The 24713-nt window shown below is 36.4% G+C and carries 27 protein-coding genes and 1 pseudogene; 11 read left to right on the forward strand and 17 right to left on the reverse strand.

Features of this window, described 5'->3' with window-relative positions; genetic code table 11:
* Positions 1-38: 38 nt before the first annotated feature.
* Genes BZG01_RS03645 through BZG01_RS03660 form a run of 4 tightly spaced genes read right to left on the reverse strand, consistent with a single transcriptional unit; the run spans position 39 to position 3119 of the window.
* Positions 39-590 carry a MepB family protein gene (locus BZG01_RS03645; RefSeq protein WP_101308466.1) on the reverse strand — a complete coding sequence of 184 codons (552 nt, stop codon included), beginning with the start codon at positions 588-590 and terminating at the stop codon, positions 39-41.
* Complete coding sequence (locus BZG01_RS03650; protein WP_101308467.1) at positions 587-1420, reverse strand: alpha/beta hydrolase; 834 nt, start codon at positions 1418-1420, stop codon at positions 587-589. Before BZG01_RS03650 ends, BZG01_RS03645 begins: the two co-directional genes overlap by 4 nt.
* Positions 1421-1464: 44 nt before the next feature.
* Positions 1465-2781, reverse strand: a complete 1317-nt coding sequence (locus BZG01_RS03655; protein ID WP_101308468.1) for a type II toxin-antitoxin system HipA family toxin — start codon at positions 2779-2781, stop codon at positions 1465-1467.
* On the reverse strand, positions 2775-3119 hold the full coding sequence (locus tag BZG01_RS03660; protein WP_101308469.1) for a helix-turn-helix transcriptional regulator: 345 nt from the start codon (positions 3117-3119) through the stop codon (positions 2775-2777). The genes BZG01_RS03655 and BZG01_RS03660 overlap by 7 nt, the downstream gene beginning before the upstream one ends.
* A gap of 383 nt (positions 3120-3502) precedes the next feature.
* Between BZG01_RS03660 and BZG01_RS03665 the strand changes: the two genes are divergently transcribed.
* From BZG01_RS03665 to BZG01_RS03685, 3 genes are all read left to right on the forward strand, one after another.
* Positions 3503-5482 carry an FIST N-terminal domain-containing protein gene (locus BZG01_RS03665; RefSeq protein ID WP_101308470.1) on the forward strand — a complete coding sequence of 660 codons (1980 nt, stop codon included), beginning with the start codon at positions 3503-3505 and terminating at the stop codon, positions 5480-5482.
* Between the two features lie 172 nt (positions 5483-5654).
* Positions 5655-6803: a hypothetical protein gene (locus tag BZG01_RS03675; RefSeq protein ID WP_101308472.1), complete on the forward strand. Its 1149-nt coding sequence runs from the start codon at positions 5655-5657 to the stop codon at positions 6801-6803.
* 347 nt (positions 6804-7150) lie between these two features.
* Positions 7151-7729: a peptidylprolyl isomerase gene (locus BZG01_RS03685; protein ID WP_101308473.1), complete on the forward strand. Its 579-nt coding sequence runs from the start codon at positions 7151-7153 to the stop codon at positions 7727-7729.
* A gap of 2 nt (positions 7730-7731) precedes the next feature.
* On the opposite strand, the gene BZG01_RS03690 is transcribed toward BZG01_RS03685, so the two are convergent.
* Positions 7732-8421 carry an HAD family hydrolase gene (locus BZG01_RS03690; protein ID WP_101308474.1) on the reverse strand — a complete coding sequence of 230 codons (690 nt, stop codon included), beginning with the start codon at positions 8419-8421 and terminating at the stop codon, positions 7732-7734.
* 239 nt (positions 8422-8660) lie between these two features.
* Between BZG01_RS03690 and BZG01_RS03695 the strand changes: the two genes are divergently transcribed.
* Entirely contained in the window at positions 8661-8975 is a 315-nt protein-coding gene (locus BZG01_RS03695) for a DUF7670 domain-containing protein (RefSeq protein WP_425436062.1), read from the forward strand.
* Positions 8976-8990: 15 nt separating this feature from the next.
* On the opposite strand, the gene BZG01_RS03700 is transcribed toward BZG01_RS03695, so the two are convergent.
* Together BZG01_RS03700 and BZG01_RS03705 are read right to left on the reverse strand one after the other, a co-directional pair.
* Entirely contained in the window at positions 8991-9929 is a 939-nt protein-coding gene (locus BZG01_RS03700) for a metallophosphoesterase (RefSeq protein WP_101308476.1), read from the reverse strand.
* A 97-nt stretch (positions 9930-10026) separates the two neighbouring features.
* Positions 10027-11499, reverse strand: coding sequence for an aminotransferase class V-fold PLP-dependent enzyme (locus tag BZG01_RS03705; RefSeq protein ID WP_101308477.1), 1473 nt, complete (start codon positions 11497-11499; stop codon positions 10027-10029).
* Between the two features lie 324 nt (positions 11500-11823).
* Here BZG01_RS03705 and BZG01_RS03715 point away from each other — a divergent pair, with 324 nt between their 5' ends.
* The 3 genes from BZG01_RS03715 (at position 11824) to BZG01_RS03725 (ending at position 16640) form a co-directional block, all read left to right on the forward strand.
* A complete protein-coding gene (locus BZG01_RS03715; protein ID WP_101308479.1) occupies positions 11824-13725 on the forward strand; it encodes an AMP-dependent synthetase/ligase in 1902 nt (633 codons plus the stop codon).
* 96 nt (positions 13726-13821) lie between these two features.
* Entirely contained in the window at positions 13822-15351 is a 1530-nt protein-coding gene (locus BZG01_RS03720; RefSeq protein WP_101308480.1) for an alkaline phosphatase, read from the forward strand.
* Between the two features lie 134 nt (positions 15352-15485).
* The gene (locus BZG01_RS03725; RefSeq protein ID WP_101308481.1) at positions 15486-16640 is read left to right on the forward strand and encodes a YibE/F family protein; all 1155 of its coding nucleotides are present in this window, start codon (positions 15486-15488) and stop codon (positions 16638-16640) included.
* Between the two features lie 171 nt (positions 16641-16811).
* Here BZG01_RS03725 and BZG01_RS03730 read toward each other — a convergent pair whose 3' ends face one another.
* Positions 16812-17006 (reverse strand): hypothetical protein, encoded by a 195-nt coding sequence (locus BZG01_RS03730; RefSeq protein ID WP_101308482.1) that lies wholly within the window; start codon positions 17004-17006, stop codon positions 16812-16814.
* A gap of 217 nt (positions 17007-17223) precedes the next feature.
* Between BZG01_RS03730 and BZG01_RS03735 the strand changes: the two genes are divergently transcribed.
* The 3 genes from BZG01_RS03735 to BZG01_RS03745 all read left to right on the forward strand — a co-directional run bounded on the left by BZG01_RS03735 (position 17224) and on the right by BZG01_RS03745 (position 18930).
* Positions 17224-17388 (forward strand): YibE/F family protein, encoded by a 165-nt coding sequence (locus tag BZG01_RS03735; protein WP_281256412.1) that lies wholly within the window; start codon positions 17224-17226, stop codon positions 17386-17388.
* Positions 17389-17547: 159 nt separating this feature from the next.
* The gene (locus BZG01_RS03740) at positions 17548-18684 is read left to right on the forward strand and encodes a hypothetical protein (RefSeq protein ID WP_101308484.1); all 1137 of its coding nucleotides are present in this window, start codon (positions 17548-17550) and stop codon (positions 18682-18684) included.
* A gap of 3 nt (positions 18685-18687) precedes the next feature.
* Positions 18688-18930 (forward strand): hypothetical protein, encoded by a 243-nt coding sequence (locus tag BZG01_RS03745; protein ID WP_101308485.1) that lies wholly within the window; start codon positions 18688-18690, stop codon positions 18928-18930.
* A gap of 154 nt (positions 18931-19084) precedes the next feature.
* Here BZG01_RS03745 and BZG01_RS03750 read toward each other — a convergent pair whose 3' ends face one another.
* The 5 genes and pseudogenes from BZG01_RS03750 to BZG01_RS21375 all read right to left on the reverse strand — a co-directional run bounded on the left by BZG01_RS03750 (position 19085) and on the right by BZG01_RS21375 (position 21133).
* A complete protein-coding gene (locus BZG01_RS03750) occupies positions 19085-19447 on the reverse strand; it encodes a DUF1801 domain-containing protein (RefSeq protein ID WP_101308486.1) in 363 nt (120 codons plus the stop codon).
* Between the two features lie 39 nt (positions 19448-19486).
* Positions 19487-19696, reverse strand: coding sequence for a hypothetical protein (locus tag BZG01_RS03755; RefSeq protein ID WP_101308487.1), 210 nt, complete (start codon positions 19694-19696; stop codon positions 19487-19489).
* Positions 19697-19799: 103 nt separating this feature from the next.
* Positions 19800-20234: pseudogene (locus tag BZG01_RS22065) on the reverse strand (CorA family divalent cation transporter); the annotation flags it as partial.
* Between the two features lie 15 nt (positions 20235-20249).
* A complete protein-coding gene (locus BZG01_RS22070) occupies positions 20250-20753 on the reverse strand; it encodes a magnesium transporter CorA family protein (protein ID WP_218972997.1) in 504 nt (167 codons plus the stop codon).
* A 158-nt stretch (positions 20754-20911) separates the two neighbouring features.
* The gene (locus BZG01_RS21375) at positions 20912-21133 is read right to left on the reverse strand and encodes a hypothetical protein (protein ID WP_143470822.1); all 222 of its coding nucleotides are present in this window, start codon (positions 21131-21133) and stop codon (positions 20912-20914) included.
* Positions 21134-21143: 10 nt separating this feature from the next.
* Between BZG01_RS21375 and BZG01_RS03765 the strand changes: the two genes are divergently transcribed.
* Positions 21144-21449 carry a hypothetical protein gene (locus tag BZG01_RS03765; RefSeq protein WP_101308488.1) on the forward strand — a complete coding sequence of 102 codons (306 nt, stop codon included), beginning with the start codon at positions 21144-21146 and terminating at the stop codon, positions 21447-21449.
* Between the two features lie 582 nt (positions 21450-22031).
* Here the strand turns inward: BZG01_RS03765 and BZG01_RS03775 are convergent.
* The 4 genes from BZG01_RS03775 to BZG01_RS03790 form a co-directional block, all read right to left on the reverse strand.
* Entirely contained in the window at positions 22032-22682 is a 651-nt protein-coding gene (locus BZG01_RS03775; protein WP_101308490.1) for an HD domain-containing protein, read from the reverse strand.
* Positions 22683-22707: 25 nt separating this feature from the next.
* Positions 22708-23280 (reverse strand): cytochrome b/b6 domain-containing protein, encoded by a 573-nt coding sequence (locus BZG01_RS03780; protein WP_101308491.1) that lies wholly within the window; start codon positions 23278-23280, stop codon positions 22708-22710.
* Between the two features lie 44 nt (positions 23281-23324).
* Complete coding sequence (locus tag BZG01_RS03785) at positions 23325-23876, reverse strand: alpha/beta hydrolase (RefSeq protein ID WP_101308492.1); 552 nt, start codon at positions 23874-23876, stop codon at positions 23325-23327.
* Between the two features lie 365 nt (positions 23877-24241).
* A complete protein-coding gene (locus BZG01_RS03790; protein WP_101308493.1) occupies positions 24242-24484 on the reverse strand; it encodes a hypothetical protein in 243 nt (80 codons plus the stop codon).
* Positions 24485-24713: the final 229 nt, after the last annotated feature.

Here is a 24713-nt window from a genome sequence, read left to right on the forward strand (position 1 = left end):
AAGCTTTTTTAGTTGGATTCTCTAAATGGGTTTTCGATTCAAACATTAACGGTTTGATTTGTCTCCCTCAATTCTGACTCCCCCGTTTTAGAATAAAGAAATTTTGCCCGATCTAAATCAACAGGCTGATCAATATCAACGGACAAAAAGTATTTTAACTGCCATTTTTGTGTTTTTTCTGCCTGCTTGCTATTTGCCTTATCCCAAGGTGGATAAACGCGGAATCCTCTTTTTCCATCCTTTCGGTCAGTTGCAATAATGCCTTGTTTTACCAATTCTGATTTAGGGAAAATAAATTGTCCAAAATAGCTGCCTGAGCGAGTGTTTATGATGAAAAAATCGATTCCATCGGAGATACTAAAAGCTTGTGTCAGCCCATTTGTATCCCTTTTCCATACGGTAACAAATTGTCCTGTTTTTGCAGGAGTAATTTTTGCTTTTCTTGCTATCGCCAAAAAATTATTGATTTTGAATGCGCAGGCATTATATTCCTTGCTTTCCTTTTCCAAAACAAAGTTCGTGATTTCGAAAGCACATTTGTCGTAAACATGCTCCTTTACTATTGAAAAATCGAAGTTTGATGTCATCATTTAGCCTCTTCTTTTTTCTTTTCTACAATTCTTTGCACTTCATTTAACAGCAAAGGGAAAGCTGGTTCAGTCATTCCGTGTCCATAACCATTCAATTCATAAAGTTTAGTTTCTTTATGGCCAACAACCTTCATCATTCGCATTAAATATGCATTCTCTTCATACCGTCCCAATAATTCCAGTTCCCGGTCGCCGGTAATTAGAAGTAAAGGCGGAGCATCCGGTCTTACATGAAAAAGTGGTGCCAAATCATCAACAACTGGTTGCGTTCCTGCTATTCCCCGTTCTTCACGAACCGTAAAATGGGTAATGGCCTGACCGCTAAATGGAATCAGACCTGCAATTTGATTCGCATCTATCCCATAGGGTTTCAGCCACCTCTTATCCAAACCAATCATACTGGTAAGATATCCACCGGCAGAATGTCCGGAAACAAAAATCAGGTTTGAATCCCCGCCAAAACTGTTTATATTTTTGAAAACCCATGCTACCGATGCCGCCGCATCTTCGATGTATTTTGGCGCATTTACTTTTGGATATAAACGGTAATTAACCGCAACAATACAAACGCCTTTCTCTTTTAATGCTGCAGGAAACTCCTTATTACCAGCCTTTAATCCTCCTCCGTGAAACCAGACTACAGTCGCAAAATCTTTTACATTTACCGGATAGTAAATGTCTAAAACACAACGCTCTTTTATGTAAGCATCGCCCGAATTTATGGAATCGCTGTAGTAATTAATGTCTGTTTTTAATTCATATGTGGTTTTCTGGCCAAATGCCATGCATCCATAAACTATGAATACAATTGACAGTAGTAAATTTTTCATTTTTTCTTATTTGGTTTAATATCGGTAAGCATTTTAAGTGGTTTCTAGTTCTCAAAATTCAATAGTGTTCCTTTAATTGCATCCCGAAGTTTAAAATCAACACTTACTTCATCGGCATAATTATTCCAATTTTGCACTTTACTGTTTATTTCAGCAATAATTTTTTCTGCTTTTTTAATGTTCATTGCTTTTGCAAAGCTGACTAAATCTTCTCTTGTAATATCTTTCCTTTTGCCATTAATACTTAAGGCATGCTGACTCACCCAAATACTGTCGGGCCTGTAGGCATGGCAAATATCGTATGCGGGTGCCAGCTCCCAACTTTCTCCTTTTTTCAATCTAAAAGCAAAATTCTTGGTATGATCATCACAATTTCGTGCAATCACATTAAATACCATTCTTCGATACATCTGTTCTGCTTGAGGATATGGCAAGCGCAGTGTTCTCATGGTCTGAAACAATTGCTCGTAACTAAAACTTCCTACCTCATTAAAATCGTAATGCTGCATTGCACAGAAAGTTTGAATGTGGTGTTTTTGAGAACCATTTTCCCGATCGAATCGTTTGGTCATGAAGTGTGCCCTGCCATTTTCTTCCAATAAGTCAGATTCCATCATCTCTATTCCACAGTCCCTTGCCATGTTGTAATAGGCCATTTCGATTCTTCCATAACCAATGGTTTTTCCAAATTGAGCATCACTTACACCATCGAGCTTTATTAACCAATGCTCAAACCCTTTTGGAGCATTCGCTTGTCCGGAGCGAACCTGACCCGTTTTTTTGTTGTAGGCAATAATGGCTTTGGGTCTTGCTCCACCAGCTGATGTTCCAATTTTTAGGATCTCCATCATTGCCTGCTGTTCATCTTCACTCAAATTGGCTTCAAAATCTTCCCGCTTTCCGAGCATTTTTTGTGCAATATCAACCAAACCATTGATCTCAACCTGAAAAGAGTTTTTATTAGAATTGAGTTGTGTGGGTTCAAATTCCAGCGCTCCCATTCCTCTTGTTCCAATAAAACAGAGTTGTTCTATTGGATTCATACTGTTAGCCGGGCGACCATTTTGTGCCAACCAAACATTAATCAGCTGATTTCCATATTTATCGGGTAACACATCGGCCAATAAACCAGGTAAACCTTTAAATGTATCGTGTTCGCTGTTTTTTGAAGGCCTGAGTTCAGGAAATGAAAATATGCGTTGACTGGATTGAACCGGCATTTTGACTGGTGCTAAATCAATTCCTTTCGATTTAAATTTAGGTTCATATTCGAAACTGGCCAACCCCTGATTCTCATCCCAGGCTACAGCCCCAACAGTCTGTCCCCAAATTTTTACATATGCCGTTCTTATTTCTACCATTCGCTTTCATTTTGCTTGTTATCATCCTTGCCTCTGGCTCTTTGCCTTTTTTGCTTATCCAACTTAGCCAGTTCCAATGGACTTAACTTAGTTTCAAGCTTAAAATTGTCGAGTACATGCAGTAAGTCAAGAGCCCGCAGAATTTGGAGTAATGAAATCAATGAAACAGCTTCCCCTTTCTCCAGTTGACTCACGGTCCAGCGATTAACTCCAGCCGCTTCAGCAATTTTTGCCTGTGTTTTATTTTGAAGCAAACGTTGCTCTTTTACATACCTGCCAATTGTAGAAATAATTGCCTTGTCACTCATCGAAACCCAATTATTGTTGGTATTTTCCATCACTAATGTTTTTATATATATTTAATGTTGGCATTATCTCGCATAAATATATAAAAAACAATTCAAACATAAACAACTTATGTTGGCAAATACAATCACTATCACATAAAGAATACATTTATGTTGGTTTTTACCATCAATAAAATTTACATTTAATGATTTTGATAAATGTTTCTTTCGTGAAGAAATCGAATCCATCCACTCCTTATGTTATCATAAAAAAAAACCCATCCATAAATCTGTAAAGAACCAATCTCAATTATTGAAAAAGTTTGATACAAAAAATTTAACCATTATCTTTTGATATATTCCAGCTTAGCTATCGAAATTATTAAATTTTTAAGAGGTAACTTGTATACGTTTTTCACATAAAAAGCAAAAACATGCATCAACACAATTTCAAAATATCAGATATTAGTGATCTTAAAAAGATATTACAATCTGATGAGATAAGCCATTCTACAACACATCAATCTCTTCTGGTGCAAGTATTTTCAGCTCATAATAAATCAGACTGGTATTTGACAATAGGTGAAACAATTAAAGAAGTTTACCCTGACGCTGTAATTACCGGAGCTACATCAGTGGGAGAAATTACAGAAGGTAGAATTTTCACAAATTCAACAGCTGTCTTGTTTTCCTTTTTCGAAAGCGCAAAGCTAAATTTATTTTCTTACTGCTGCCAATTAGGAGAGGAAGAGAAGGTTGGCAATGCACTGCTTAGAAACACAAAACTGCTGGATGATAAAATTAAGGGAATGCTATTACTTTCCACACCTATCGCCAACGATTCTGGAAAAATATTTAACACTCTGGCAACTTCAAGTCTCGATTTTCCAATTTTTGGCGGTGGAGCCGGTGATTATGCAAATGAGCGCGAAACATTGGTTTTCGATGGGGAACAATGCTATAAAGAAGGTGTTGTTGCAGTTTGTTTTTCAGGGAACAATTTACAAATAGAATTGTCAACCTGTCTTGGTTGGCAACCTCTGAGCAAAGAAATGACAATAACCGATGTAGGTGATGTGGCTGTTAAAACCATTGATAATATGCCTGCGTTTTCGGTTTATGAAAAATACTTAGGAATTAAAGCCGACAACAATTTCTTTCAAAACAGCCTTGAATTTCCTTTTATAATAACCCGGAATAATCACGAAATTGCCCGAACTCCATTTTTTGTGAATGAAGATGATCAGTCCATACAAATGGTAGCAGATGTAAAGGCAGGTGAAAAATTTCGTATTGGATACGGCAATCCTCAAACTATTAAAGAAGAATCAGCTGTATTGCAACACCAAATGTGTAATTTTAAACCTGAAGCTATCTTTATATACACTTGTATTTGCAGAAGATTTTTAATGCAGGATGAAGTTGACTTTGAAACATTGCCTTTTAATGCTATCGCCCCAACTGCTGGTTTTTACACATTTGGTGAATTTTTTTCGAATAACTCATTTCATGCCTTACTTAATTCTTCAATGGTGACTGTTGGATTTCGAGAAGGAGAACCAATAACAAAAGCCGAATCCTCCAATGACACATTAAAAAAGAATACCCTCATAGATCCATATACAAATCAACACAACCGAATTCTTTCCCGCCTGATTTTTTTCATCAATGTTTTAATTGAACAAATGGAAGAAAAGAGTCTTAAGTTGAAAGTTCTTAATGAACAAAAAAACGAAATTATTGGTATCGTAGCCCATGACTTACGAAGTCCGCTTGGTGTAATACAAGGCTTTTCGGAATTATTGGAAGATGAAATGAAAAATGAAGAGCATAAAGATTTTGCTTCATTAATTCATACGGAGAGTTCAAATTTACTGTATTTGCTAAACGATCTACTGGACATTTCAAAAATTGAATCGGGTAAATTGGATCTGAAACGAAAAGAAATTGATTACATAGCTTTGATTCATCGGAACATTAAAACCAATAGCTTTTTTGCTCAAAAGAAAAATATCTCAATTACTGTTGAGTCTGAAATTGAACACCAATTATTGTCTGTTGACGAAGGGCAAATTATACAAGTTTTAAATAATATTATTGGAAATGCAATCAAGTATTCCTATCCTGATTCTAAGATAAAAATCAAAGTATTAAAAAAAGACGATCAGATAATCACCCAAATTATTGATCAAGGACAAGGTATTCCTAAAGAAGAACTTGAAAATGTTTTTACGATGTTTCAAAAGACCAGCACCAAACCTACAGGTGGTGAAGCAAGCCATGGGTTAGGACTTGCCATTGTTAAGAAAATTGTAGAAGGTCACAAAGGCCAGATAAATGTAGAAAGTAATCAGGGAAAAGGTTCTATGTTTTATTTTTCATTGCCGATTGACTCGTGCTTTGACAACTGCTGAATGGCTATATTCAATCCAAAACAATTTATCCATTTGTTTAGCAAAAAACCTATTCGCGCAAACCCGTTGCTGTATGGGCTAAATAAAACCGAAAAAAAAAGAACCTTATCAACTTACCGGCGTATTCTCAATTTTAAAATTAAATTTGCATCAAAACTAACATCCTACATCTATGAATAAAATGATACGCTTCTCACTTATTGCTCTTCTATTTATTTCTGCAGCCTGCAGCACCGGAAATAAAGCTCTTCAAAATGGAGATTACTACTCTGCTGTTATTAAATCGGTAGACCGGTTACGATCAAATCCTGATAAAGCAAAGGCTCAATTAACTTTAAGAGAAAGTTATCCTTTGGCAGTGAACTGGTATCAGCAGGAAATCAGTACGCTTTTATCTTCGAATGATCCGTTTAAGTATTCAAAAACCGTTGGACATTACCAGACTTTGAATAGAATGACTGATGAAATTAGAAGATGCCCGGGTGCATTGCGCGTTATTCCTAATCCAAAGCAATACCAGACAGAAGAATACATGGCCAGGCAAAATGCAGCGCCTGAATGTTATGAAGCAGGCGCAATGGCACTTGCAAAAGGAACCCGTCAAGATGCGGTAACTGCATTTACGCATTTCGAAAAAGCCAATAATTTTATTCCCAACTACAAAGATGTTGCTGATAAAATGGCTGAAGCAGAGGAAATGGCAACCTTAAAAGTGATTATCGATCATGTGCCTGTGAACTCCACAAAATATCAATTGAGTGCTGAGTTTTTTCAAGATCAGGTAACACAGTTTATCTTCAACAATATCAAACGAAGATTTGTACGATTCTACACACCCAAACAAGCTGAGTTAGAGAAACTGGAATATCCTGATCAGCTTATTGGAATGCGTTTCGAAGATTTTGTAGTTGGCGAAACTCACGATACAGATATAGAAAAGCAAGTTGTAAGCGCTGATAGTGTTGAAGTTGGATCGACCAAACTAAAAAATGGCGAAACAATTAAAGTATACAATATTGTGAAAGCTAAATTGCATATTCACAAACGTGAGGTGATTTCGAAGGGAATGCTTTCTCTTCATATTATTGAATTCGAAAACCAAAAGGAAGTAAATAACAAACAATTTGGTGGTCAATTTAACTGGTTTTACCAATGGGGAAATTACAATGGTGACGAAAGAGCTTTAACAAAAGAAGAATTGAATATTTGCCATAGCGAGCCAATTCTCCCTCCTGCTCATCAGGATTTATTTGTAGAGTTTACAAAGCCTATTTTCACCGATCTTACCGCAGAGTTAAGACGATTCTATAATCGATACTAATTAATAAACTTTTTTTTTACAAAAGAATATTTGACGTCAACGTTAGTTTATCAACTATAGTAAACAAGAGTATAATCTGAAAAAACTAAGAAATACACAAAGAGGCAGAAATTTAATTTTTCTGCCTCTTTGTTTTTTTTTAGAATGTCTCGTTATATTGTCATAAAATAGTTTTACGACAAAAAATTAATCGTAAAAGAATTGGAAAAATATGGAATTCATGCGATATTGAGCAATCCTAAAGATCTAACAATTAACACACTCAACAAATATCTTGAATTTAAGTCCAGAGGGTTGATCTAAACAGATTATTCAATTGAGATATTGAAATGAGAAAAACGCGAATCATGAAACACATTTATCTTCTTCTTGTATCTGTTATAGCACTTGCAGACTTTGCGAGCGCTCAAAATCCTAAAGTTGAAATTGCCACGACGCTAGGAACAATCGAATTGGAAATTTTCAAAGATAAAGCACCCATTACAGCCAATTACTTTTTGGAAAATGTGAACAACAATGTCTTTAAGGATGCTTGCTTTTACCGTGTGGTCAGAATGGATAACCAACCTAATAATGACATTAAAATTGAAGTTATTCAAGGCGGATTGTTCTTTGATTCTATTGTAGATCAGAAGCCGGCAATTGCACATGAAACAACAAAGGAAACCGGTATTTTACATACCGATAGTGTTATTTCCATGGCAAGAAATCAGCCGGGGTCGGCCTCAACAGAATTTTTTATTTGTATCGGCGATCAACCCAATTTAGATTTTGAAGGAATGCGTAATCCGGACGGACAAGGTTTTGCCGCATTTGGCAAAGTGATCAAAGGAATGGACGTTGTCAAATTAATTCAACAACAAAAAGATGATGAACAAATGCTGGTTGAACGAATCGATATTTTATCAATAACCAGAATACAGTAGACTTATACCAGCTGAAGTAATTCCCTGATGTTTTGAATTTCGGTTATTCCTACTGTTTGTATTTCTTCGTCGCTCACCAATTCATGCTCCCAGGTTGTATGAAATGGAACATGAACTGCTTTTCCACCCAAATTAAGTACCGGAAGAACATCCGATTTTAAGGAATTCCCAACCATTAAAAACTCACTTGCAGGAATATCAAGATGTTGAATCAACTTTTTATAGTCATCTTCCCTTTTATCACTCATCACCTCGATATGATGAAAATACTTTAGTAATCCTGATTTTTTCAATTTCCTTTCCTGATCGAGCAAATCGCCTTTGGTAGCAACAATCAATCGGTATTTTCCCTGCAGACTTTCCAGTACGTCAACAACACCATCAATTAATTCAATCGACTTGTTCATCTGCCGTTTTCCCAATTCAATAATTGACTGAATTTTTTCGGAACTAATATTTCCTTTGGTGATTTTCAAACTTGTTTCTATCATGGATAGAATAAAAGCCTTTGTTCCATATCCATACAAAGGAATATTGCCAATCTCCGTTGTAAATAATTTTTCGGTAACCTCCTCAAGGCTCATTCCATTTTTCATCAGATTACAAAACTCCATTTCAGATTCTCTGAAATAGGGTTCATTCACCCAAAGGGTATCGTCTGCATCAAATGCAATCACTTTTATTTCATCCATGTTTATTTCTTTTGATAGAGCAAAGCTGCAAAAAGACTTTAAGAATACAAAAAACTAAACTGCAAAAAACAGTCACTCATCACAATCTATGCAAGCCACTCATTTGCAATTAAATTTGATTCTATTTTAGTATTTCCGTAATTTAAAAATGCAAATTATCAGAAAGCGCATAACCTATAGAAAAACGCACGTTATTTCAAGACGATCCATCGCAGTTTTATCTTATTGCAGCCAGAATTATCGGATTCCTGATTACAGGTATCTTCATGCTATTTATGGTGCCTGAATTTATTGCCTTATTAAGTAAGGAAACTGCTGGCAATGAAGGATGGACATTGCTCTTTTATCTACTTTCGATTGCCTATGGCTGTGGCTTTCTAATCTCTTTCCGGAAAGTTGGACTGGGTGGTTTACTGCTAGTAATCAGCAGTATTTTAATCACTCTTTATGCATTTATTGATTCCAATAGTTGGATGGTTTTACTCCTGTTTATTCCCCTTTCCTTCTCCGGAATTTTATTTCTGATTTACTGGAAGAAAAAACAAAACAAATAGAGAGCAATATTCTGTCTACTTCACCAAAGATTTCTTAACTTTTTTTACCGAAACAATATTCTTCTGACTCAATGGAAGTGTATTATCCCAACGATAGGCAACAAAAACGCCGTCATTAGCAATGCAACCATCCACGCAGCATAAATTACTACGAACAACACCTGCTTTATCTCCCAAACAATAATGTCCAAAAAATACCGGATATTCATCTTCGGAGTAAAGTGGAATATCAAAGTAGAGTTGAGATGGAATGGTGTATTGGGGCAAGCGAAATCTGTTTCCAAATGAAATCTCATCAAAACTTTTCCCATTCATCGGCTCCCACCATTTAATCCGATAAGCTGAACGTTTAAAACCATAATCATCCTTCAGCACCAAATTATCAGGAAACGCAAACTCTCTCCCTTTTAACAGAAGCATGGCAGCATCAAATACTTTGCCTCTTTCAAAATTTATTTTTCTTAAAAACTCCTTACTTAAACAATTTTCAGGGTTTTCCTTTTTCAGAAGCTCTATCGCTTCCTGATCCCAGCAAGCATGAACAACACGAAATCCATCCAACTCCAAATACAAAGGCAATGACCGCAACCATTTCAGATAAGATTTTCGTTTCACCTTATCCAATTTAAACTCTTCGTAGGTCTTTTTAATTTGAGTTTTGTTTTTCAGATTATGCCCTTTTAAAAACAGACCATCATTATCTTTGGTATAATAAGTAAGTACATTCAGTTCGTGATTTCCCACTATAGCAAAAGCATTACCGGCAGTAACCATTTCCCGGATTATTCTGAGTGTCTCAAAAATATGGGGTCCCCTATCCACATAATCTCCAACAAAAACAGCTTTTCTTTCAGGATGAAAATATCCTTCCTCCCCTTCAATATAGCCCAGACTAAGCAACATATGCTGCAATGTTGCAGCCTCACCATGAACATCTCCTATAATATCGTACACGCTTATCTTTATTTTTTATTCAAATCAAAAATATAAAAAAATCCTGAAAAGAAATTCTCAGGATTAAAATCATATCTATAAAGAAGAGACAAATTTATTAGAATTTGAATAAATCATTAACAACAATCTTTTTCTTGACTTCTTGATTTCCACTATAGAAAAACTCATTTGTTTTGCGATTGTAAGAATAATCATTTTTCCAGTCTTCGAAATTCTCCACAATTTTTTCCAGACTATCAATAAAAAACAAAACCTCTTTATTTGTTGTTGTAGGATGCAGAGACCAACGTACCCATCCTGGTTTGTGAGTTAAATCGCCTGATGTAATTTCACTTGTGATCGCATCAGACTGTTCCTGACTTACCTCCAACAGATAATGACCATAGGTTCCTGCACAGGCGCAACCGCCGCGTACTTGAATTCCAAAACGGTCGTTCAACAGTTTTACCAAAAGGTTGTAATGAATGTACTCTACATAAAAAGACAATATTCCCAAACGTGACTTTATATTCTCGGCAAGTACATGTACGTCTTTAACTGCTTTTAAACGCTCGAATGCCAAATGGAGAAGCTCTTCTTCTCTTGCAGCAATATTTTTAGTACCCATCTGATTTTTCACTTCAATTGCCAAAGCAATTCGAATCGACTGCAGAAATCCAGGTGTTCCGCCATCTTCACGGGCTTCAATACTATCAACGTATTTGTATTTCCCCCATGGATTGGTCCAATCTACTGTTCCTCCGCCCGGATTATCGGGAACCTCATTTTTGTATAGCTTCGAATCGAAAATCATTACCCCGGAAGAACCCGGACCGCCTAAAAATTTATGGGGTGAAAAGAAAATCCCATCCAATTTTTGCAATTCATCTTCAGGATGCATGTTAATATCAACGTAGGGTGCTGAAGCAGCAAAATCAATAAAACAAATCCCACCAAATTCGTGCATTAATTTAGCCATTTGATGAAATGGAGTCGCAATACCGGTAACATTAGAGCAAGCTGTAAAGGATCCGATTTTCATTTTACGTTCCTTGTATTTCTCCAACTGATTTCTCAACTCGTTCAGATCAATAGTCAAATCATTCCCTGGAGGAATCACAACTACATCAACATTGGTTTCGTACCATGAAGTTTGATTGGAGTGATGCTCCATATGTGTAATAAACACAACTGGTTTTTCTCTTTCTTTCTGACAGGCATGTCGTCCTAAAATTCCACAACCTTTCAAACCTAAAATCCTCTGCAGCTTATTAATAACCGCAGTCATTCCGAAACCGGCATGAATAATTACATCATCAGAATCTGCATTTACATGCTTTTTAATCAACTCTTGAGCCCGACGATAGGATTGAGTCATTAAAGTACCTGTTTCGTTCGTTTCAGTATGCGTGTTTGCTACATACGGACCAAATTCTTCCGCTATTTTCTTTTCAATGGGTGCATATAAGCGACCACTTGCAATCCAATCGCCGTAAATAATTCTTTGCTTTCCGAATGGGGAATAAAAGCTGGCATCGTGACCAATCGTATTTTTACGAAACTTTTTAAAATATTTTTCCAGATTACTCATTTAGTTTAGGCTTATGTATGTTGTTGTTGTTTGTGTCGTAATTTATTAATTATCCTTTCTTTAAAGACAACTAAAACCCGCTTTTGGGTGAAAAAGATTCAGAAAAAACATTTATTAATTTCATTCAATAAAACGAGTGGGAAATTAGATATTCTTCACACGAAAATCAAGGAGTTTTTGCAGGTTTTTAGCTATTTACATATTAAAGCAGCTGCACTAAAATACATTCACAATTTTTTAATACGTACAGCTTGTTTAAAACGGGCTAATCAGCTATTTTTGAAACTCGTTAAAATCAAGAGCATTCTTACAATATAGAAGTAAATGAAAACTATCATACAACTCTTTGAGAACAGCGTTGATCTGTTTGGTGAAAATCCTTTTCTTTGGGAGAAAGCCAATTCAGACTATCAATCTGTTAGTTACCAATCACTATACGACGAGGTGCAGCTATTTGCGGCCGGCTTGTTTTCTTTAGGGATTCAAAAAGCAGATCGAATCGGGCTTCTTTCCGAAGGGAGAAATGCATGGGTGCTCTCCGAGCTTGGAATTTTATTTGCCGGTGCGGTAAATGTTCCTTTATCTGTAAAGCTGGATGCTCAAAATGAACTTAAATTTCGCCTAAATCATTCGGAAGCCCGTATTGTTGTTGTTTCAAACAATCATCTCGAAAAAATCAGATCAATTAAAGACCAATTGGAAAATATTGAAACCATAATTGTTCTTGATAAAAATATTGAGCTTCAGGAGAAGGAAATTTCACTTTCTCAACTACTGAAAATGGGTGAAGAGTTATCTGAAAATGATAAATCCAAACTTAAAGAGATTCAAAAAAACATTGCGGCAGATGATGATGCAAACATCTCCTACACTTCCGGAACGACTGCCGATCCGAAAGGAATAATTCTTACACACAACAACTACGCGAGTAATGTGTATCAGGCATCGAATTTGATGGAAATTCCTGCCAGCTTTAAAACCTTGTTAATACTCCCTTGGGATCATTCATTTGCACACACGGCGGGAATTTACAGCTTCATGCTAAAAGGTGCTTCGATTGCTGCTGTTCAGCAAGGTAAATCGCCTATGGAGGCATTAAAGAATATCCCCAATAATATCAAAGAAATTAAGCCCGACATTATTTTAAGTGTTCCTGCTCTGGCTAAAAATTTCAAAAAAAATATCGAAAAAGGAATTAAAGCCAAAGGCCCCAAGGCCGAGAAACTTTTTAATAAGGCTCTTGAAGTAGCCTACAAATACAATGATGCCGGCTGGAATAAAGGAAAAGGAACACGTATGTTTCTAAAGCCGATATACATGTTCTATGACAAAATACTTTTTTCGAAAGTGAGAGAGAATTTTGGCGGCAATTTAAAATTCTTTGTAGGCGGAGGTGCTCTGTTAGACATTGAACTGCAGCGCTTCTTTTACGCAATTGGAATTCCAATGTATCAAGGTTATGGATTATCTGAAGCTTCGCCGATTATTTCTTCCAATGCCCACCACAATCATAAATTAGGATCATCGGGCTTTATTGTTCCCAATATGGATTTAAAAATCTGCGACGACAATGGGAACACAGTTCCTGTTGGCGAAAAAGGCGAAATTGTGATCAAAGGCGGTAATGTAATGAAAGGCTACTGGAAAAACGATAAAGCCTCTGCTGAAACTCTTCGTGACGGCTGGTTGCATACCGGCGATATGGGCTATGTAGATCAGGATGGTTTTCTTTATGTACTGGGTCGCTTCAAATCTCTTTTGATTGCCAATGACGGTGAAAAATTTAGCCCTGAAGGAATTGAAGAAGCATTTGTGGATCAATCACCATTACTTGATCAGTGTATACTTTACAACAACCAAAATCCTTATACCATTGCACTGGTGGTTCCCAACAAAGGGGCTGTTCTGGCTCGATTAAAACCACTCCATCTTACTTTGGAATCGGAGGAAGGACAAACAGCAGCTTTGGAATTAATACAAAACGATCTAAATGAGTATCGTCCGGGAGGAAAACACGAAGACATGTTTCCTCACAGATGGCTGCCAACAGCAATTGGAATTTTACCCGAAGCTTTTACCGAAGAAAATAAGTTGCTAAACTCTACCATGAAAGTGGTTCGCAGCAAAGTTATTGACTTTTTTAAAGAACAAATTGATTTTCTTTATACGCCGGAAGGAAAAGATTTATTTAATTCCAGAAACAAAGAAAACCTCAGGGATTTTTAAAAACAACACGACTATAAATTAATATCAAATTAACTATTTAAACTCATTACGAATAATATTTAATTAGTAGATTTGGTAAAATTTAAACAAAATAAAATGTTACAAACCAAGATCAACTTGAAACAAATTCTTGCCATTGCATTACTGCTGATTTCCTTTAACAGCATTGCTCAACCCAGCAAAAGAGATTCTTACAAAAGTAAAGCGCCCAAATATATTTTCTATTTTATAGGCGATGGTATGGGCTTATCGCAAACCAATGCGGCAGAAGCCTATTTGGGATCTTTGGAAAACGGGAACGGCATTAAAAAATTACAGTTGAGTACTCTTCCTAATCAAGGATTTTATACCACCTACGCACTCAACCGATTCATTACAGGTTCTGCCGCTGCAGGTACTGCACTGGCTACCGGACATAAAACTACAATTAACACCATTTCGATGGATGCACAAAGATTGCAGCCATTAAAAACCATTGCTGAAATGGCAAAAGAAAAAGGCTATAAAGTTGGAATTGTATCATCGGTTTCTATCGATCATGCTACACCGGCAACTTTCTATGCTCATCAGCCTACCCGAAACATGTATTATAAAATCAGCCTGGATTTAAGTAAAAGCGATTTCAATTATTTTGCTGGTGGTGGGTTTAAGCACCCTGAAGGAGATGGCAAAACAACAAAAGAAAGTTCCCTGTCGAATTTTGGAATGGGAGCATCTGAAGATATTAAAGATAAAGAACCTAACTCTATGAAAGTTGCTGAATCGAGAGGATATACTTTTGTAAATACGGTTCATGATTTTAAAAAGCTAAAAAAAGGAGATGATAAAATTATTGCTATTGCCCCCAAATTAGCCGCAGGCTCTGCCCTTCCCTATTCAATAGATCAGAAAAACGGAGCGGATATTTCATTGGCCGATTTTACCGAAAAAGGCATTCAGCTTTTAGATAACAGCAATGGCTTTTTCATGATGGTTGAAGGAGGAAAAATTGACTGGGCAAGTCATGCCAACGATGCTGCTTCGGTAATAAAAGAAGTATTACAATTCGATAAAGCTGTGGCAACAGCAATGGAATTCTACAATAAACATCCTGAAGAAACATTAATTCTTGTTTGCGGCGATCACGAAACTGGAGGTTTGGCATTGGGATTTGCCGGCAGTCATTACGACTCGTCTTTTAATTTACTTCAATACCAAAACATATCTTACGAGGCTTTTTCAGATAAATTAGCTTTGTACAAACAAGAACATGCAGATAATTACAGCGTTGCTGATGGTTTGGAACTGGTAAAAGAACATTTTGGTCTGGGTGATGCATCAAAAGGTCTTCAATTATCACCATTTGAAATGCAGCAATTGAAAGATGCCTTTGAAAAGAGTATGACTTATGCTGATGAAATGACAAAAAATGATCAGTTCTATTTGCTGTACGGAAGTTACGATCCATTTACCGTAACTGCTTGCCATATTCTATCGCACAAAGCAGGTATCGGCTGGACATCTTATTCGCACACGGCTTCACCAATACCTATTCGCTCAATTGGTACCGGAGCAAGTTTGTTTACTGGTTTTTTTGACAATACCGACATTCCTAAAAACCTGATGAAACTGATTGAAAACAAATAAAATCTGAAATAGATATGAAACGCCCTGCAGCTTAGCAGGGCGTTTTTTTATCAAGCCGAAAAGTCCATGGTTATTTCACCTTTCAACCATTCAAGACTCCTCAAAACTTTCAACTTTTCAATACCTTTACAACTATGTTCAAATTCCAGCTTCCTCAAAAATCAGATCTTATATTGGTTGGTTTGCTTCTGATTTTAAGTACAGTTATACTATATCTTCCCACAGGATTTTCTGAGAATAATTATGAAAATTCAGAACGTGTAAAAGCCTTGGTTTTAGCAACAGATAATTCTCTTGTTGTAGAAACCGGAATTCTAAAAACAGGATCGCAAACAGTTCAGATTAAAATATTAAACGGGAAATTCAAAGGAAAAGAACTGACTGCCTTTAATCAGTTGATTGGAAGAATGGAATTCGATAAATATTTTTTTCCCGGTGATAAAACACTCACGGTTCTTAATTTTAATCAGGATAAATCTGAAATAATCAGCGCCAATGTAATCGATCATTACAGAATTAATCTGGAAGCTTTCTTACTTGGATTATTTGTTCTTTTTCTGGTTTCCTTTGCAGGATGGACCGGTGTAAAGGCAATGCTTTCGTTTCTTTTTGCCGGAATCACTATTTGGAAATTACTATTGCCCGGATTACTTAAAGGTTATGCCCCAATCCCTCTCTCGCTGGGTATCGTTGCTTTGCTTACCTCTGTAATCATCTTTTTGGTAGCCGGAACCAATAGAAAAGGGCTTGTGGCCTTTTTCGGAGCCATGAGTGGTATCGCTGTCACCTGTATCATGGCCATACTCTTTGGAAAACTATTCAATATTCATGGTGCCATTAAACCATTTTCCGAAACCTTGCTCTATTCGGGCTATTCATATCTAAACTTAACCGAAATTTTTCTGGCCGGGATTTTCATCTCCTCATCAGGAGCCGTAATGGATATTGCTATGGATATTGCCGCTTCGCAGGCTGAAGTGTACCAACAAAACAACAGCATTACAGCCAAACAGTTACGGAAATCAGGTTTCTCGGTAGGAAAAGCCGTTGTAGGAACAATGACAACAACTCTGCTTCTAGCCTATTCAGGCGGATTTTCAGCTTTATTAATGGTATTTATTGCACAAGGAACCCCAATGATTAATATCCTGAACCTAAATTACGTTTCAGGTGAAATACTGCACACATTGGTCGGGAGTTTTGGATTGGTGCTTGTTGCCCCTTTTACAGCAATTATTGGTGCCTGGGTGTTTACAAGAAAAAAACAAGAGACCATTTCTCTCAAATAAAAAACAGTCTCTTAACGAATTAATTTCTATTACTCTGCTTCTATAACTCATTAAATTCAAAGGTTGGAGAAAACTTATATTACTTTGAAATACTTATGGGTTCTATATTGAAGCGAAGGACTTCAATTTAAACGTATAATTACAAGTTAAGCAGGATTTTGATGTTAATTTCTACATCGGATCGCATGCAGGAATAGTTCCATTTACAGGAGTATCATCAATACAGGCTCCACCTCGACAACAAAAACCAGAAGGGCATTCTCCCTCAGGTCCACACGATTTTAATACTGGCTGTCCACCACTAATTTTTCTTTGTTCCACTTTACTTAGAATCTTAACCCCATGAATATTTACTAAATTTTGCATATGTAATTTATCTTTTAATTATGCCTTGGCACTTTAAAGACACCCAAGACTCTAGTCTCTATTATCTATATTCAATTATATTCTCAATTATTCATAGTGTTTTTTATTCACCTCTAAAAACACCCTCTAAATTGCTTTTATCATATCTTTTTGACCTTTTATCACAACTATTCACCAATTTACAATAATATTAGAATATGCCAAAAATATAATTAGCATTGCACACGGAACCCCAATGATTAATATCCTGAACCTAAATTACGTTTCAGGTGAAATACTGCACACATTGGTCGGTAGTTTTGGATTGGTGCTGGTTGCTCCTTTCACAGCAATTATTGGTGCCTGGGTGTTTACAAGAAAACAAAGAACCAGTCACAACTAAAAACCCGGGCTGATCTTAAGCATAAACATTCTAAATTTAATTTCCCTTTAATTTCACGAGTAGGTATTACAGTCATTAATCCTTACTTTTAGCCTTCCACAAATCTATTCGGGAAAGGAGTATCATTGATGATGCTGAATTCGCCTAAACATATTTTTTATGAGTATCCAAATCGTAGAAGTTCAAAATCAAAATCAACGCAAAGCATTCGTTAACTTTCCGTTTAAATTGTATAAGAATAATGAATTTTGGGTACCTCCTTTTAAAGCTGGCGAACTGGAACTCTTACTGCCCGAAAAGAATCCCGCTTTTGATTTTTGCAAGGCTAAATTTTGGCTGGCTTACAAAAATGGCAAAATAGTTGGCCGAATAGGCGCCATTGTAAACCACTTGTGTATCGAAAAACAAGGTGAGAAAATTGGCCGAATTACCCGAATGGAATTTATTGACAGCCATGAAGTTTCCGAAAAACTTTTTGCAGTTGCTGAAGAATGGCTGAAAAGTGAAGGTATGATTGGTGTGAGCGGACCGCTGGGATTTTCGAACCTGGATCATGCCGGTTTGTTGATTGAAGGACATGAATGGCTTCCTTCCATGGCTTCCGATTATCATTTTGCCTACTATCAAAATCATTTCGAAAGGTTGGCTTACGTGAAGGAAATTGACTGGTTGGAATTCAGAATCAGTCTGCCGGAAGAAACTCCGGAAAAAGCAAGCCGGGTTGCCGAACTAATCAAAAAAAGATATGATCTGCAAACCGTAAACTTCACAACAAAAAAAGAGCTGGAACCCTACAAAGAAAAAATATTTAAGGTTTTTAACGATGCCTTCTCCGATTTGTTTGGCTCTATTAAACTCCCCGAAAAGTTAATCCGTTTCTACATTTCAAAATACTTTCCCATTCTGAATCCCCGATACGTTAAAATCATTTTAAGCAAAGAAGACAAATTGGTTGGATTCATTATTGCTTTGCCTTCCTTATCGAAAGCCCTGCAAAAAGCCAAGGGCAAATTATTACCATTTGGCTGGTGGCATCTGAAAAAGGCACTTAAACATCCTACCGAAATGGATTTGATGCTGACTGGTGTAGATCACGACTGCCAAAAACTGGGATTCGTATCCATATTGATGAATGAATTGCTAAAAACATCAAATAGTGACGGACTAAAATTTGCGGAAACAACCGGAATGCTTGAGAACAATCATGTAGCTATTCAGCTTTGGAAATCATTCGATCACATTCAGCACAAACGCAAACGCTGCTACCGCAAAATGTTTTCTTATAAAAAACAATAAATTATGAATAATTTATCCGTACTAAACAAGCAATCTACCAGACAAGAAGTTTTGGATGAGCTTGTAAAATTATTTACTCCTTATGCCCGAAATCTGTTGGGCTCAGGAGCCGATTTTAGTTATATGAACATGTATGCCGATAATTTCCGCGATCAAATAATCAATCAAACCAGCCTTACCGAATATGATGTTTATACAATTTTAAACGAAGCTTGTGATCTTAGCTGGAGAAATCAGGTGAAATAAAAAAGAGGGTGTCCAAAAAGGTCAATCTTATTGTCATTCTGATCCCGATGAATCGGGACGAAGAATCTTTATCTTTGAATAACAGATGTTTCGACTTCGCTCAACATGACATTTTCAAATAAAACTTTACTTTTCGGACACCCTCTTGCAACATTTATTGTTCGTCGATTTGAGATTGTTTCACAAAAAAATCAAGCTTCTTTGTTTTCACCTCATCAAGGCATTTGATTTTTACATGGCGGCGATATTTACCATTTCCTTCCAGCAGCTTTTCAGGGTCCTGAAATAAGAATCCATTACCAAACTCAAAAGAAACATGATTCTTATATACGAACACACCTCCAAAATCGTCGTCAAGAGAAAACATGATGCCACCATACATCATTCGTTCCTTAACATCAGGGAAATTCTCAAAAACAATCTTACGCAGCTCAAGTAAAATCTGATGCTTTATAGGATCACTTGCTCCCGTTTTGTCTATAAATTCCTGAACTCCTTTGTTTACTGATTTTTCCATTTGCGCGTTGTTGTTAGGTCAATCTTTTTTATTTACTTCTTACTGCTCAGAACCTGATGCAAGCTGTTTTTTATCCTTCCTGAAAATACTGACAAGCAGGATACTTACTCCTACACCACTTAAAAAACCCGAAAGAAAATCCGTAATTTCTTCGTCGATTATAACAATCCTGCCCTGGAAATAAAAATGATAAGTTACTCCTGCCGCAAGGCAGAGAAATGCGATTGTAATTTTGATTTTATTTGTCATGATTAAGTTTGTTGGAATAAGGCTAATTTGTCTTATAAGCTATAATCTACTTGCTTATATTCTTAAGTATTATTGATTGTATTGTTATTCGTTCGATACGATTTTAAAACCATTTCTTTCTTTTAAAATAGACTAATGGGATAATAAAACTCACAATTAAACCCAGAACAGTAAATGGATATCCGAAATCCCATTCCAACTCCGGCATGTATTTAAAATTCATTCCATATACACCTGCAATTAAAGTAGGCAGTGATATGCATACTGTAATGATGGTAAGAATTTTAAAAATCTTATTTTGTTCCAATTCTATCTTCGAATTTATATTCCCATGCAAATCATCCAATCTATTAAAATTGTATTGCAAATAATCTGCTATTACTCTAAGATCGTTTAGTTCTTCACTAATTTTAATGGATGTGTGGTTCTTATTTTTATAGCTCTTTTTTAAAAGAAGAAGAATCCTTTGAAACTCGGAAAGGGATTCCCGAATAAGAAGATTATTGAATCTTAATCCGGCAATGTAATCCAAGTCATTTTCCTTGAATTGTTTCTATTTGAGCGTATTTTGGAAAAGGTCTCTGATTTTTTTTGAAATCAGCTCGACAATATCAGCATAGTAATCGGAGATTACCCCTATTTGAAAAATGAAAAGTTGATGATAGGTGTCAATTTTTGTGTTCTCAAAATTATAAATAGATTGTGTTAATTGATTCAAGCTATCTTCTATATCGGGTGAAAGAAATGTAAATACAATTTCGTTTTTAATCAGAAAGGAAATGTCTTTTTCCACAAAAAAATCACTGGAAGAATAGCTTGGAATCGTAAAGTTTAAAGACAACTGGTCAGGTGAATCGATATAATGGGAACTTATTTCGATATCCTCTTTTTTACTGAAAGAAGTTAAATCAAGATCAAACTTTTCAGAAATCAGTTCCAAATCTGAATTCCTAAAATCAATAAACCGGATACTGAATATATTGTCTGGTAAATATTCAATTTCATCAATCGATTTATATTTCTGTATCGCATTATTCTTATAATAGATCTCAATCATATTCTCTTATTTATAGTACAGCTAACAGTAATTTGTCTAAAACCCTAAATCAATTGCAATCAAGTTATACTTTTTTTTTGAGTCTGATTGTCTTTCTGAAATTTATTGGGCTCCCGATGCCTAAGGTAGAAAATTGCAAACCCCACACTTTTGAAATCTTAATTATCCAGCTCTGCATATTTCTCGCCAATACGTTCACCTGCAAGTTTTCTTAGCAACTTGAAGTCTTTATTTCTTATTTGTTCTTCATAATCTATCTTTACGAATTTCAAATATTTAGTCGAGGTCATTTGAGGCCAAAAATATAGAGCAACAACACCCATTCCCGTTCCACAAACCCAAATCCAGCAAATTATAATCAATAGTTCGATGCTGTTCATAAAGTTTAGGATGCAACCAAGTATTGAATGGAAAATTGAAGGGATTACTCTTCGTGATTCAAGCACAAATAGATTTATGCAAGTAATTCTTCTTCGGCATTGTGCATTTCAGTACCAATGCAAGCGATTCCTCTTCGGCATTGTGCATTTCAGTACCAATGCAAGCAATTCCTCTTCGGCATTGATAAGTGAAGGACAAATTGGCAGATTTCTGATTAAAAATGAACTCGTTTGTGCAAATTTGAGCGTTTTCTCTTCGGCAATGAACGATTTGAATGTAATTGTGAGCAATTCTGATGTGAAATGGGCGAATTGAATGTTAATATGATCAAATTCTCTTCGGCGGTATTCATTTTAATGCAAATTCGGATATTTCCTTATAAAAAAGGGCTTGTGAGCATGTCAAACTGTCCATTTTCTCTTCGGCAATGCAAATACGAGTTCATTTCTGGCCTTTTCTTTAGAGAAAAGGCTGCAAGCAATGTGAGAATCGATCATTTCTAATGAAGTGAAGGGTAATTCGGCACAAAAACAGGCTTTGCATGTGAGTCAGGACTGAAATTGGAGGAACCGGCTATGATTTAGGTGAGTTATGCCATACTCTGCAACGGCAACTCTTTGACTTTTCAAGACTTTCCAAAACAATGCAACAGCTAAAGCAATTGAAAATAATCCACACTTCCATTTTGTATTTTTCGACTATTGAACTGTTTGACTCTTCAAGACTCTTTAACTTTCAAAGCACCCCTCTCCCTGTCGGGATCTCCCCTCAAGATGGGAGAACTAGTAAATTGGCTTCTTCTTGACTGTTGGACTGTTTGACCCTTCGAGTTCTCGACTTTCCAGTCAACGTAAGGAATGAAAACCACTGACGGACTTTTGCCTTTCTCCTTGGAACTTATTTCCCTTCCCACTCCTGATAAAAGTGATTAAGATATACCTGCATAAAAGCATGGCGTTTTTCGGCCATCGCTTTACCTGCATTTGTGTTCATTCTATCTTTTAACAAAAGCAATTTTTCGTAGAAGTGATTGATGGTTGGCGCATCGCTGTTTTTGTATTCCTCTTTCGTCATGTTTAGGTTGGGAGGAATGCCTGGGTTGTATATTTCGCGGTTTTTATGCCCGCCGTAGTTAAAAGTCCGGGCAATGCCTATGGCGCCAATGGCATCCATCCGGTCGGCATCCTGCACCACATCCAGCTCCGGCGATTTAAATTTCTGAACTTCCCTGCCTCCTTTAAACGAGATGTTGGTAATGATGTTCTCTACATGAAGAATGGTTTGCTCATCCACCGAAAGGGAGCAAAGAAATTCTCTGGCCAAACGCGGGCCAATTTCCTCATCTCCATCGTAAAATTTAGAATCGGCAATGTCGTGAAGCAAAGCACCCAGCTCTATCACAAACAAATCTACCTTTTCTGTCTTAGCCAACTCTTTTGCCGATTTCCAAACCCGATAGATGTGCCACCAATCGTGCCCGCCTTCAGCATCGGCAAGTGTTTGTTTTACAAATTCTACGGTTCTGCCTATAATGTGTTCCTTATTCATCTTTGTCAATTTTACCAATGCGGTTCTAACCTTTCAATCCTCCTATTATTCTCGAAACGGTTCCTTTTTTACTCGTAACTTCCTCAATTAAAACCCCTGCCAAATGAATTGCGATAAAAGGAATCAAGTAATAATTAGAAAGTACATGTATTCCTTCCATTGATTTTTTCAAACTTTTCGGTCCCCATTCTATAAAAATTCCGGTAATTAATGAAATCAATACACATACATAAAAAATGATGTACGTCCATTTTTGAATTTTCTCTTTTACTGATAAATTTTTATCCCGTGGATTTTGAATTTTCATTTGTCCAAAAAATGGAATCGTGAAACGAACCGCAAATAACCCAACCAATACATATCCAATGTACAAATGCCAATTCCACATTGGTTGTCGTATTTGTTTTGCTAAACGAATGAGCTGGTCATGCGATAAAGACAGATCAATACTCACCAAATAATTTTGTATAATATCTGCCACATTATTTTTATTCAACCAAGTTGATCTCAAAAATATAGTTGCTAACAACAGTAAAAAAGAAACAGCTATTGCCCAATGAATAATTCGGTAAATTTTAGAATATTCTTTATTTTCCATGATATTTTTTTTAATAATATTCGTATTACAACTCTACTGTTTAATCAATTTATTAACTGGTTTCCGGCTTCGGTTTGTTCTTTTATTATTTTTTGACAAAGGCTTTCTGCGAAATCTTCTTCCCTATACATTTCATGCTCTTTATCTTCTATTAAATTAAAATCAAGATTCAAATCCTGAAACCATTTTGCATCTGGTTTGTATCGATCGTTGGCTCCGAAATAAAGGACACACTTACAGTCCGGCTTTTCCTTTTCATATCTCAACCGAGTTGATGAGATAGCATAAAGAGTGGAGATATTAAGACCTTTCAGCCCGGCTTTCCATGCAATTACCCCTCCTACACTAAAAGCAAGAACAATAATGGTCTCTTTCTCCTGCAGGCCAAGTTTGTACACTCCACGATCAATTCCTCCGTTTACAAACCTGGCATGAAGCCGTCCTTCCGAATTATCCGACAAATCAAGATCAACCAACTTACGGGAATCGAAGTATTCTATTTCGAAGTACGGATTCAATATCTTTTGATAAGAATGCATCCATACCGCCTCTTCAAATCCCCACAAATCCGATAATATGATAAGCCGTTTCTTCATGTTGCAGTTAATTTTTGCAGTAGCTGAAGATAGGGAAAAATGTATTGTGGAAGAATAAGAAAAAGTTAAAAATAAAGTTCGTTTTGGTGCTGTATTGGCAAAACAAAACACCTCATCCCCCAACCCCTTCTCCTAAAGGAGAAAGGGAGTTTCTGATTTGTGCTGATTTGGAGATGTGTTCTCTTCTCATTCAGGAGAAGGATAGGTTGAGGTATCCCGAAGTCGAAGAATTGAGGGTTTATTATGCCGATCGGATTGCGAAAACGCACCTGGAAGGCTGTCTGAAAATGAAAAATCCCAACAGAGCAATTGCTCTGTTGGGATCTAATGAACAGACACGCCATGGCGTGTCCCTACCAATCAAATTAATAGCCGATACCTGCCGCCATAATGTTGTTCGGATCAAAAGCGTGACAAGGCGTTACACCGTGTACCATATCACATTTCGGACAATGTCCTTCGAATTCTTCCATGGTGAAGGTTTCTTTACAGCCATGACATTCAATATCCAAAGGCATTGGCATTAATTGCTGAGCAAAACCCATCATTCTTACTTTGTCAACTACTTGTTTTCCATTCTCGAAACTTCCTGCGCATCCGTCATGCATAATTTTATCTCCTTTTAATTTAGATATGAGAAATGAGATACTAGATCTGAGATCCTCATAACTCTCAATACCGTATTTTATTTTAATTTTTAATTCCTAATTACAATAGTTCGTTAAGTTTTGACTTATAATGTTGAAAATGAGAAGAATAAGCAGTGTTTAAGTTTGGATAATCCCTTAAGAATCAGTATCTTAATGTTTGTTTTCGAAGCAATTATTAAGTATGACT

Origin of the sequence: Labilibaculum manganireducens (assembly GCF_002843385.1) — a bacterium.
GTDB classification, from domain to species: Bacteria; Bacteroidota; Bacteroidia; order Bacteroidales; family Marinifilaceae; genus Labilibaculum; species Labilibaculum manganireducens.